The following is a 10,266-nucleotide window of genomic DNA, read 5'->3' as shown; positions in this document are numbered from 1 at the left end:
GAGGGGATGCGCGCCAGTATGTGAGGAGAGATCCGTGCCGGAACAGGACACGGCAGACCGGCAGTTGACCCCGGCACAGGAGGTGGCGGAGTTCCTGCGCAAGCGCCAGGAGCAGATCGCGCAGCGCTGGGCCGACGCGGCGCTGTTCCGCACCGTCTTCACCCACTCGCGGGACGAGGCGGTGGAGGCGGGCCGCGCCGTCGTGGACGCGCTCGCCGCCGTTGCCGCCACGGAGAGCGTCGAGGACGCGGAGTCCGGCGGCTTCCACGTCGTGCGCGAGCAGCTCGCGCGGACGGCCGCCGCCCGGGCGCGGGCCGGCTCCACCGTCACCCAGATCTCCACCGAGGTCGACGCGCTGCGGCCGCCCGTCACCGAACTGCTGATCGCCGAGTTCGCCGCCGCACCGGCCACGCACCTGCGGGAGTGCACCACGACACTGACGGTCCTGATGGGCACCCTGCGTCTGGTGGTGCTGGAGACGGCGCTCAACGAGGGCGAGGAGCTCATCCACCGGCAGCGGCTGCAGCTGATGGAGGTCGCCACGCCGGTGATCAGCCTGTGGGAGGGCATCGTCGCCGTCCCCCTGATCGGCACCCTGGACAGCGCACGCAGCCAGGTGGTGATGGAGCGGCTCCTCGACTCGATCGTCGAACAGCACGCCCGGTTCGCCATCCTCGACATCACCGGGGTCCCGACCGTCGACTCCCTGGTGGCCCAGCACCTCATGAAGACCGTGGCGGCGGCACGGCTGATGGGAGCCGAGTGCATCGTCTCGGGTATCCGGCCGCCGATCGCGCAGACCATCGTCCACCTGGGCATCGACCTCAGCTCGGTACTCACCCGCACCAGCCTCGCGGACGCCCTCGCCTACGCGCTGCACAAGCTGGGCACGGACATCGTGTCCCGCGACGGCGGCGGTTCGGGGCACAGGTGAGCGGCGAACTCTTCGCCGCGTACGGCGGTCCGTCCTCGTACGGGGCACCTGTACCGGTGCTCAAGCTCGGCAACGTACTCCTGGTGTCTCTCCAGGGCGATCTGCACGACGGCGCGGCGGAACAGCTCCAGCAGGACATCAGCGCCACCGTCGCGCGCAGCGGCGCCAAGGGCGTGGTCATCGACCTCTCCGGTGTGGAGATGGTGGACTCGTTCCTGGGCCGGGTCCTCGGCGACATCGCCGCCCAGACGAGTCTGCAGGCCGCCGGGACGGTGGTGGCGGGCATGCGTCCGGCCGTGGCGATCACGCTGGTGGAACTGGGGCTCACCCTCCCGGGACTGCGTACCGCGCTCAGCACCGAGGACGCGCTGCGCCTCCTCGGAGAACCGGACCCGACCTTCCCCCACCGAGGGCACGCCCGCCAGGAGAGTCCGTGATGCAGACCGCCGGCGGCATCTCCGCCTGCCTGCCGATCCACTCGGACCTGGATCTGGTGTGGGTACGTCAGCATGTACGGCAGGCGGCCGCCCAGCTCGGCTTCGGTCTGGTCGAGCAGACCAAACTCGTCACCGCGGCCAGCGAACTGGCCCGCAACACCCTGGTCCACGGCGGCGGGGGACAGATGGAGTGCGAGCCCGTGGACAAGGGCGGCGCACGCGGGCTGCGGCTGGTCTTCAGCGACGAGGGACCCGGCATCCCGGACCTCGACCAGGCCCTCGTCGACGGCTACACCTCCGGCGAAGGCCTGGGCATGGGCCTCGGCGGCGCGCGGCGGCTGGTCCACGAGTTCGCGATCGACAGCCGTCCCGGCTCGGGCACCGCGGTCACGGTGACGTCCTGGATGGCGGGGGCGCCGCGCCCGCGCGAGGAGCGGTGATGCCGCGCGTCTGGGAGGTGCCGGTGCACGACTCGACCCGGGTGCGTGACGCCCGGGTGGCCGCCGAGGCCGCGGCGGCCCGGGCCGGGCTGGACGCGGACCGTACCGCCGGCTGCGCGCTGGTGGCCACCGAGCTGGCGACCAACCTGCTCAAGCACGCCGGTGGCGGGCTGATACTGCTGGAAGTCGTCTCCCGCCCCGCGCCGGAGCGGGCGGACGGCGCGGCCCCCCTGGTGCAGATCGTGGCGATCGACCACGGTCCGGGGGTGCGCGACGTGGCGGGCGCGCTGCGCGACGGTTACTCGACGACGTCCTCGCTCGGCGCGGGCCTCGGCACCTGCCACCGGGTCGCCGACGACTTCGACCTGCACAGCACGGTCGGCCGGGGCACCGTCGCCCTGGCCCGGCTCGGCGCCCGATCCGGACGCCGCGGCGGCGGCCCTGCCCGCTCCCCCGCCCCGGCCGTGCGCGCCGGAGGCGTCAACGTTCCCTTCGCCGGGGCGGAGTTCTCCGGCGACGCCTGGGCGTGGGTCCGGGAGGGCGACCTCGTCACACTGATGCTGGCCGACGGTCTGGGTCACGGCGTGGCGGCCGCCCGCGCCTCCTCGGCGGCCGTGGAGCAGCTGTACCGGGCGCCCGGGCTGCCCCCCGCCCAGCTGCTGCGGCGGCTGGAGGGCGCGCTGCGCGACACCCGGGGCGCCGCCGTCGCCGTCGCCCAACTCGACGTCGCCGAGGGCAGGCTGCTGTTCTCCGGCATCGGCAACATCGGGGCGCGGCTGCGCACCGGTGCGAACTGGCAGCCGCTGCTGTCACGCCCCGGCATAGTCGGCGCCCACCGGGCCGCCCACCTCCCGCAGCACACGGCTCAGTGGGGGGACGACTGCCTGCTCGTGCTGCACAGCGACGGTCTGCCCAGCCGCTGGAGTCCCGGACCCGCCGCCCACAGTCCCTCCCTCGACCCCGCTGTGATCGCCGCCGTGATCGTGCGCGACGCGAGCAGCCCCGCCCGGCCGGTACGCGACGACACCACCGTCGCCGTGCTGAGCCCCTCCCCGCCGGACCGCTTTCCATGACCCGTACCTGGCATGTCAGCTCCGTCACCGACGCCGCCCGGGCCCGTATCGCCACCGCGCGGCTGGCCACCGCGCACGGGGTCTCCGCGACCGACCGGGCGCGGCTGGTGTCGGTGCTCTCCGCGCAGCTGCGGCAGTGCCTCACCAAGGGGGGCGCGTGGCTGCTGACCGCGCGGGTCACGACGGCGGGGCCCGGCGGCAGCCGGTTCCTGGTCGAGGTGACGTCGGCGAACCGGCGGCCGGGCGAGTTCCGGCAGCCGTGGCGGCTCACGGTCGCCTGTTCACAGGAGGGACGCCTGCCGGACAGCGGGCATGTGTCGGCTGATCCGGAGACGCTCGCGGAGGCCCTGTTCGGGGCCGACGAGGACGCCGCGCTGCTGCTGGAGAAACTCGACGAGCAGGAGGCGCTGGTCGCCTTCCACCGTGAGGAGCTCCACCAGACCAACCAGGGTGTCCTCGCCCTGCACGCCGAGCTGGACGCGGCCGGCATCGCGCAGCGCGAACTGTTCGCCGCCGAGCAGAAGGCCCGTGAGGAGGCCGAGAACGCGCGCGGCCGGCTCACCTTCCTCGCCGACGCCAGCGCCGCTCTGACCGCCTCCCTCAACCCCGACGCGATCGTGCGGCTGCTGCCCACCCTCCTGGTCCCCCGGTACGCGCACACCGCCGACGTATGGCTGTTCGACGGGGAGGGCGACCTGGCCCGGGGCGGCCCGCGACCGGCCGCCGCCGTCGTCGCGGCCCGCCGCGGGCGCCCCCAGTACGCCGCCGACCACCCCGGCGGGCTGCCCGGCGTCGACGACCATCCGCCCTCGGCGCTCGCCCCCGCCCGGCCCCTGCTGTGCGTGCCGCTGGTGACCCGGGGCGCACCCCTCGGGGTGCTGACGCTGTCCCCGCCGGACGACCAGCGGTGGGACGCCCACGACGCCGTGATGCTGATCGAGCTGGCCCGGCGCGCCGGTGTGGCGCTGGAGAACGCCCGCCGCTTCGAGCACAACCGTGACATCGCCGAGACGCTGCAGCGCGCCCTGCTCACCGAGCTGCCCACCACCCCGGGGCTGCGGCTGGCCGCCCGCTATCTGCCGGCCACCCGGGGCCTGAACATCGGCGGCGACTGGTACGACGCCTTCCGTCAGCCCGACGGCAGCCTGATCACCGTCATCGGCGACGTCACCGGGCACGGTCTGCGCGCCGCGGTGATGATGAGCCAGCTGCGCACCGCGCTGCGCGCCTACGCCGTCGACGGCAAGACCCCCGGACAGCTCCTGACCCGTCTCCATCTGTTCCTGCACCATCTGCAGCCCGACCTGTACGCCACCGCCGTCATCGCCCGGTTCCATCCGAGCGAGCCCACCCTCACCTGGGCCGCGGCGGGGCATCCGCCGCCGGTGCTGCGCTCGCCCGACGGACGGGTGCGGATCCTGGACGCCAAACCCGGTGCGATGCTCGGCATCCCTCTCCACCAGGAGATCCCCGACCACACCGTGCCGCTGCCGCCCGGCTCGACCCTGGCCCTCTACACGGACGGGCTGGTGGAGCGCCGTGCCCAGGGCATCGACCCGGGCATCGAGCGGCTGGCGAGCACCCTCGAAGGCCTTCCGTCGGCGATGCTCGACGACGATGTCGCGGAATCGGCCGACCGGTTGCTCCAGCCGCTGCTGGACGACGAGCACGAGGACGACGTGTGTCTGCTGCTCTGCCATGTGCACAGTGACGGCGGGCGGATCGCGGCGCGGGTCAGCTGACGGATCCCCCCAGGGCCCGCAGCGTCTGCTCGACCCGGGCACGCTCGGCGGCCGGCATCGCGGCCAGGACGTCGGCCAGACGCGCCGACAGCCGCCCGGTGAGGTCGGTGAGGAAACCGTGTCCGCGCTCGGTGACCATCAGGTGCACCTCGCGCCGGTCGTCGAGACGGACGCCCCGGCGGAGCAGGCCCGCCGCTTCGAGCCGGTCGCAGAGCCGGCTGGCCGTGGGCAGGCCGACCGCGAGCTGCTCGGCCAGGGCGGTCAGGTTCAGCTCGGGCTGCCCGCGTACCGCGCGCAGCGCCAGTATCTGTCTCGGGGACAGCCGGGGGGAGACGTCGCCGACGGCCGAGAACCACAGCGGCACCAGGTCCTCCACGGCGTCGAGGAGCTGCCGGTCGATGTCGTGGGGGCCCGTCATGCGGGGGGCCTACCCGAAGTGTCCGGGAGTACACAGGCCTCCTCCCCGCGTCTCCCGCGCCCCCGATCCGCCCGCGCCTGGCCGGTGCCGCTACGCCTTGTGGGCCACTCCCCCGTACACGTCCGTCGGCTGCGGATTCGTACCCGGCTCCGGGCGCCACAGGGGGCAGGACACGATGCCGGGCTCCAGCAGCTCCAGGCCTTCGTAGTACGCGTGCAGCTGGCGGGGGCTGCGCAGCACGTAGGGGACGGCGCCGGTGTCGTCGTAGCCGTCCTGGGCGCGCTTGAGTTCGGCGTCGGTGTCCGTGCTGTCGTAGTGGACGAAGTAGCTCCCCGACGGGAGGGCGGCCTGGAGACGGCGGACGATGTCCTGCGCCTGCTCGTAGTCCTGGATGTGGCCGAGGATGCCCATCAGCATCAGGGCGACCGGCTTGTCGAAGTCGAGGACCTTCCCGGCGGCTTCGAGGATGGTGTCCGGGTCGCGCAGGTCGGCGTCGACGTAGTCGGTGACGCCTTCCGGGGTGCTGGTGAGCAGAGCCTGCGCGTGCCGCAGCACCAGGGGGTCGTTGTCGACGTAGACGATGCGGGACTCCGGGGCGACCTGCTGGGCGACCTGATGGGTGTTGTCGTACGTCGGAAGGCCGGTGCCGATGTCCAGGAACTGACGGATGCCGCGCTCCCGGGCCACGAAGGTGACCGTGCGGATGAGGTACACGCGGGAGGCGCGGGCCATCGTCTCGATGTTGGGGGCGATCTCGCGGTAGGCGTCGCCCGCCTCGCGGTCGACCTCGTAGTTGTCCTTGCCGCCCATCCAGTAGTTCCAGATGCGGGCCGAGTGCGGCACCGTGGTGTCGATCTTCGACAGGGCTTCCTGGTCGGGAGTGGGGTGGCCTTCTGCCATGGGTACTCTCCTGCCTCACATCGCGTGGTCGTCGCTAACCTATCGTCAACTGTTCTGCGTTTTGCCAGAGTTGGGACGGACGGGCAACGGGGGCACGGATGGGGCCGGCCGGCTCGCCGACGTCGAGGGTGACGACGGGTACGTGCTGGGCGAGGGTGCGGAAGACCCGGGTGTAGGCGGTTGCCGCCTCCGTGGCCTCGGGCGTGGTCAGGTGGAGCATGGCCCCGTCACGTTCGGCCACGGCGTCGGCGAGGTCCAGGGCCTGGATCCAGGTCACCCGGGAGCGGCCCCGGCGCAGTGGTCCGTGCACGAGTTCCGCGATGAGGTGCCCGTCGACGGCAAGTCGGCCGGGCCCGTCGAGGAGTTCGCGGTAGGGCAGGGCCGGGTCCAGGTGGTGCAGGGCGGGCGGCATGCGCCTGATCTCGAAGCCGAGGTCCGCCAGGTCGCCGAGGAGACGGTCACGGCCGGGCCCGTCGTGCCCCTCGACGATCAGGGTCCGGTACCGGGTGAGCACGGGCGGCGGGATCATCCCGAGCTCCTCGGGAGCGGCCGGCCGGTCTCGGCCCGGAACACGAGACGGCACGACCATGCCGCTCCCTTCGGGTGGTGGGCCACGGGCGCCGGCCCGACGGTCCGTACACGGCCTGGAGGAGCACCCAGTCTGACCACGGCCGGCGGACGAGGGGAGTGCGCGCACCGGGTGTCCGGTTGTGCGCGCGTAGTGACCCGCCGTGTGGGCGGGTGGTCAGGCGATGAGGAAGTCCGCCTCGCCGGCCTTGGCGCCGTTCAGGAACGCCACCACCTCCTCCCGGGAGTAGACGAGGGCGGGGCCGTCGGGGTCGGTGGACTGGCGGAAGGCCACGCGGCCGTCGGCCAGGCGTTTGGCCTCGACGCAGGAACCGCCGTTCGTGCCGCTCCAGGGCTTGCGCCAGCCCTCGGCGCCGAGTTCGGGAGCGGGCATGCCGCTGTGGACGGGGCTGTCGGGTGTCCTTGCCATGGTCACAACTCCTTGCGTAGTGCCGCCAGGATGTCCCTGGTACGAGCGACCGGTTCCGCCTGCACGGACATCCGGTCCAGTACCTCCAGATAGGTCACGACGTCCGCGGGCTGGTCGACGTACTGGGCGCCCGCGAGGCCCTCGGTGTAGACGATGTCGGGGAGTTCGGAGAAGCCGAAGCGGAAGTAGTGGAAGGGGCCGTACGCCCCGGGGTGGGGTCCGGCCGCGAACCGCATGATCTGGATCCTGACCTTGGGCCGGTCCGTCGCCTCGGCGAGCCGGTCGATCTGGGCCCGCATCACCTCGGGGCCGCCCACCGGCCGGCGCAGCACGGTCTCGTCGAGGATGGCCCAGACGGCCGGCGCCTCGGGTTTGGCCAGCAGGTCCTGGCGTCGAAGGCGCAGGGCGACCCGGCGGTCGACGTCCTCGCGGGTCGCGTTCGGGAAGCCGACCCGCATCAGCGCGGCGGCGTAGTCGTGGGTCTGCAACAGACCGGGTACGTACTGGGGTTCGTAGAGACGGATGACGGCGGCTTCGCTCTCCAGGCTCACGTACGCGCTGAACCACTCGGGCAGCACATCACGGAACTTGTGCCACCAGCCCGGCTGGTTGGCCTCGCGGGCGAGGGCGAGGAAGTCCTCGATCTCGCCGCCGGAGACCCCGTAGGTGCGCAGCAGCTCCTTCACGTAGGGGATGCGGAGACCGACCTCGGCCTTCTCCATACGGCGGACCGTCAGCGCGGTGACCTCGATGGCGCGGGCGGCGTCGTCGAAGGAGACGCCGGCCTGCTCCCGCAGTTGGCGGAGCCGTTTACCGAGGACCATGCGCAGGACCGTGGGCGCCGCGGGAGCGCTCCCTCCGACGCGGGTCTCACTCACGTGCAACCTCCCGGGGCGGGATTCACAGCGTGCAGTGTGCCATGCGATCCGTTGACACCGACAGGTCTTCGCGGTTCATTCTGAAATTATCAGAACGCAGGTTGCGGGCTGCGTCGTTCGGCCACCATAGTGACCGAGTGACCTGCCGCACATCACCGGCAGCGTCCTCGAACTCCTCCGGCCCGCCCAGGAGTTGGCGCCACGGCGGGCAGGGGTCAAGCCGCGCGCCGACACGATGCGACAACCTGGATGGCCGCCGTGACGAACGGATCACAGGGATTACCGAGGAACCCGGCCAAGGGAACCGGTGGGCCCAACAAGCCACTGGCGGCGGCGCTGAAGGAGGCCGGCTGCTCGTACGCCTCCCTCGCCCTGCGGGTCAACGACCTGGGCCGCTGCCAGGGCGCGGACACCAACTACGACAAGGCCTCCGTCACCCGCTGGCTCCAGGGCCAGCAACCACGGGGCAACACACCGGAGTTGATCGCCGCGGTCCTCGGCGAACGGCTGGGCCGCGCGCTCACTCCGGCCGATCTCGGTTTCCCGCTCGACCGCGGACGACCGGTGACGGGGCGGGCGCTGATGTACGTCGAGAACGTGGCGGAGACCCTGCACACCCTGGCGGAGCTGGGCTCCACCGACATCTCCCGGCGCAGTCTGCTCGGGTCGGTGCCCTTCGTGCCGGGCGCGCTGACGAACCCGCAACGGGCCTGGCTGCTGTGGCTGGTGGAGAGCCGGGACGCGCCGACGCTCGCTCCGGCGTCGGGCGGCGGGCCGGTGGAGCAGGTCCACGCGATGCTCCGCATGTTCGACGAGATGGACAACCACTACGGCGGCGGCGGTATCCGCACGAGCATCGTGCAGTACCTCACCACCGAGGTCGTCCCGCTGCTCCAGCAGCGCGGCATTCCCCCGCACCACCGGCGCGAGCTGTTCGCCGCCGCCGCCCGGCTCGCGGCCATGGCGGGCTGGAGTTCCTACGACGCCGGCGAGTACGGCCTGGCCCAGCGGTACATGACGCAGGGCCTCAGGCTCTGCGCGGAGGGCCGCGACCACGTACTGGGCGGCCAGATCCTGGCCGGGCTGTCCCATCTGGCGACCAGCCTCGGCCGCCCCGACGAGGGTGTGGCCCTGGCCCGGGCCGGGGTGGCCACCGCCAGGGACTCGGGCAGCCCCCTCGGTCTGATGCGCCTGCACGCCATGTCCGCGCGCGGCCACGCGGCACTGGGCCGCCCCCGCGAGACGGCCGAGGCGTTGCGCGCCGCCGAGAAGCAGCTCGACGCGAGCCGGGGCGCCGCCCAGGAGTCGCCGTGGGTACGGTTCCTCGACCACCACTACCTCCAGGCCGAGTCCGCCCTCTGCTTCCGCGATCTGGGTCTCGCCGCGCAGGCCGAGCACACGGCGGGCGAGTCGGTGCGCGCGCACGCCGACCGCCGCCGCCGCCAGGCCATCAGCCGGTCCGTCCTCGCGACGGCCCACCTCCAGCAGAACCGTCTGGACGAGGCGATCGCCACTGCCACCGTCGCGCTCGACGCGCTCAGCGGTGTGCACAGCGAACGGTCCATCCAGGCCCTGCGCGACTTCCGCGGCCGGCTGACGTCCCGCCGCGACGAGCCCCTCGTACAGGACTTCGAACGCCGGTCGCGGGTGGTGCTGGGGGCGGCCGCCTGAGGGTTGCGCGGTTCAGTGGCCGTCAGGCGAGGGCGCGTTCTGGGCCCGGTCCACGGGCAGGTGGGCGCCAAAGACACCTGTCGCCCAGTCGGAGAGCAGGAACACCACCGTGCGCGCCACCTCGTGCGGAGTGACGGGGGGCACCGGTCGGCAGCTCCGCCGCGGCGAAGTTCTCGTACGCCGGTGGATCTTCACGGCGCATACGGTCCCGGCGGCGGCCGGGGATCAGCATCGAACCCGGTGACACGGCGTCGACGCGGATACGGTCCGGACCCAGCTCGCGGGCCAGGGAGGCGGCCAGATGGATGAGGGCCCTCTTCGCCGCCCCGTACAGCGCGGGTCGTCCCGGTTTCCAGCCCGAGATCGAGCCGACCAGCACGACCGAGCCGCCGTCGGCCGCGCGCAGAAACGGCAGGGCGGACCGGACGCGGCGGGCGGTGTGTCCGACGTCCAGTTCCCAGGTGGCCGCCCGGTCGGCACCGTCCGCCTGCTCGAAGGTGCCGCCGCGCGAACCGCCGACGCGGGCGACGACGCCGTCGAATCCGGCGGTTCCAGCGGTTCTCGTCGACGTTCGCCATGGTCGGGAACCCGTACAGCGCGCGCCACTCCCCGCTCGCACCTGCACAACCCCTCCACCACCTGGCGTTTCGTGGGCCCGGTGCTGTTGTCTGCGACAACAGCACCGGCGGCCCGCCACGCCGGTCGCCCCCGCCACCATGAGGACACGGAGGAACCCGATGACGGCAGTCAGGGTCGGCGCGCCCCGCCGACGGATC

The 10,266-nt window shown here is 72.8% G+C and carries 12 protein-coding genes; 6 read left to right on the top strand and 6 right to left on the bottom strand.

Features of this window, described 5'->3' with window-relative positions:
* Positions 1-34 precede the first annotated feature (34 nt).
* From STRBO_RS0120790 to STRBO_RS0120770, 5 genes are read left to right on the top strand one after another with little or no spacing between them, the layout of a single operon-like run.
* Positions 35-934 (top strand): STAS domain-containing protein, encoded by a 900-nt coding sequence (locus STRBO_RS0120790; RefSeq protein WP_005474222.1) that lies wholly within the window; start codon positions 35-37, stop codon positions 932-934.
* Entirely contained in the window at positions 931-1,371 is a 441-nt protein-coding gene (locus STRBO_RS0120785) for an STAS domain-containing protein (RefSeq protein ID WP_005474224.1), read from the top strand. Before STRBO_RS0120790 ends, STRBO_RS0120785 begins: the two co-directional genes overlap by 4 nt.
* The gene (locus STRBO_RS0120780) at positions 1,371-1,811 is read left to right on the top strand and encodes an anti-sigma regulatory factor (RefSeq protein WP_020114709.1); all 441 of its coding nucleotides are present in this window, start codon (positions 1,371-1,373) and stop codon (positions 1,809-1,811) included. Before STRBO_RS0120785 ends, STRBO_RS0120780 begins: the two co-directional genes overlap by 1 nt.
* Positions 1,811-2,884, top strand: a complete 1,074-nt coding sequence (locus tag STRBO_RS0120775; protein WP_005474228.1) for an ATP-binding SpoIIE family protein phosphatase — start codon at positions 1,811-1,813, stop codon at positions 2,882-2,884. The genes STRBO_RS0120780 and STRBO_RS0120775 overlap by 1 nt, the downstream gene beginning before the upstream one ends.
* A complete protein-coding gene (locus STRBO_RS0120770) occupies positions 2,881-4,626 on the top strand; it encodes a PP2C family protein-serine/threonine phosphatase (protein ID WP_005474230.1) in 1,746 nt (581 codons plus the stop codon). Before STRBO_RS0120775 ends, STRBO_RS0120770 begins: the two co-directional genes overlap by 4 nt.
* Here the strand turns inward: STRBO_RS0120770 and STRBO_RS0120765 are convergent.
* The 5 genes from STRBO_RS0120765 to STRBO_RS0120745 form a co-directional block, all read right to left on the bottom strand.
* Positions 4,619-5,044, bottom strand: coding sequence for a MarR family winged helix-turn-helix transcriptional regulator (locus tag STRBO_RS0120765; protein WP_005474232.1), 426 nt, complete (start codon positions 5,042-5,044; stop codon positions 4,619-4,621). The two genes, STRBO_RS0120770 and STRBO_RS0120765, sit on opposite strands and share 8 nt — an antisense overlap.
* A 90-nt stretch (positions 5,045-5,134) precedes the next feature.
* Complete coding sequence (locus STRBO_RS0120760; RefSeq protein ID WP_005474234.1) at positions 5,135-5,944, bottom strand: SAM-dependent methyltransferase; 810 nt, start codon at positions 5,942-5,944, stop codon at positions 5,135-5,137.
* A 34-nt stretch (positions 5,945-5,978) separates the two neighbouring features.
* Complete coding sequence (locus tag STRBO_RS0120755; RefSeq protein WP_005474236.1) at positions 5,979-6,473, bottom strand: hypothetical protein; 495 nt, start codon at positions 6,471-6,473, stop codon at positions 5,979-5,981.
* Between the two features lie 216 nt (positions 6,474-6,689).
* On the bottom strand, positions 6,690-6,941 hold the full coding sequence (locus tag STRBO_RS0120750; RefSeq protein WP_037627440.1) for a DUF397 domain-containing protein: 252 nt from the start codon (positions 6,939-6,941) through the stop codon (positions 6,690-6,692).
* A 2-nt stretch (positions 6,942-6,943) separates the two neighbouring features.
* Positions 6,944-7,765 (bottom strand): helix-turn-helix domain-containing protein, encoded by an 822-nt coding sequence (locus STRBO_RS0120745; RefSeq protein WP_005474238.1) that lies wholly within the window; start codon positions 7,763-7,765, stop codon positions 6,944-6,946.
* Between the two features lie 303 nt (positions 7,766-8,068).
* Between STRBO_RS0120745 and STRBO_RS0120740 the strand changes: the two genes are divergently transcribed.
* Positions 8,069-9,490, top strand: coding sequence for an NsdA family TPR-like regulatory protein (locus STRBO_RS0120740; RefSeq protein WP_005474239.1), 1,422 nt, complete (start codon positions 8,069-8,071; stop codon positions 9,488-9,490).
* A 22-nt stretch (positions 9,491-9,512) separates the two neighbouring features.
* Here STRBO_RS0120740 and STRBO_RS40300 read toward each other — a convergent pair whose 3' ends face one another.
* Positions 9,513-10,109 (bottom strand): SDR family oxidoreductase, encoded by a 597-nt coding sequence (locus STRBO_RS40300; protein WP_245170594.1) that lies wholly within the window; start codon positions 10,107-10,109, stop codon positions 9,513-9,515.
* Positions 10,110-10,266: the final 157 nt, after the last annotated feature.

The sequence above is a fragment of the Streptomyces bottropensis ATCC 25435 genome, assembly GCF_000383595.1.
GTDB lineage: Bacteria > Actinomycetota > Actinomycetes > Streptomycetales > Streptomycetaceae > Streptomyces > Streptomyces bottropensis.
The sequence above is the reverse complement of the archived record's forward strand: the minus strand, read 5'-3'. Positions and strand labels throughout refer to the sequence as shown.

Excerpts from the sequence above, each read along its gene's own strand:
- STRBO_RS0120780 (WP_020114709.1), top strand. The coding sequence starts at position 1,371 with ATGCAGACCGCCGGCGGCATCTCCGCCTGCCTGCCGATCCACTCGGAC.
- STRBO_RS0120775 (WP_005474228.1), top strand. The coding sequence starts at position 1,811 with ATGCCGCGCGTCTGGGAGGTGCCGGTGCACGACTCGACCCGGGTGCGT.
- STRBO_RS0120770 (WP_005474230.1), top strand. The coding sequence starts at position 2,881 with ATGACCCGTACCTGGCATGTCAGCTCCGTCACCGACGCCGCCCGGGCC.
- STRBO_RS0120765 (WP_005474232.1), bottom strand. The coding sequence starts at position 5,044 with ATGACGGGCCCCCACGACATCGACCGGCAGCTCCTCGACGCCGTGGAG.
- STRBO_RS0120760 (WP_005474234.1), bottom strand. The coding sequence starts at position 5,944 with ATGGCAGAAGGCCACCCCACTCCCGACCAGGAAGCCCTGTCGAAGATC.
- STRBO_RS0120755 (WP_005474236.1), bottom strand. The coding sequence starts at position 6,473 with ATGATCCCGCCGCCCGTGCTCACCCGGTACCGGACCCTGATCGTCGAG.
- STRBO_RS0120750 (WP_037627440.1), bottom strand. The coding sequence starts at position 6,941 with ATGGCAAGGACACCCGACAGCCCCGTCCACAGCGGCATGCCCGCTCCC.
- STRBO_RS0120745 (WP_005474238.1), bottom strand. The coding sequence starts at position 7,765 with ATGGTCCTCGGTAAACGGCTCCGCCAACTGCGGGAGCAGGCCGGCGTC.
- STRBO_RS0120740 (WP_005474239.1), top strand. The coding sequence starts at position 8,069 with ATGGCCGCCGTGACGAACGGATCACAGGGATTACCGAGGAACCCGGCC.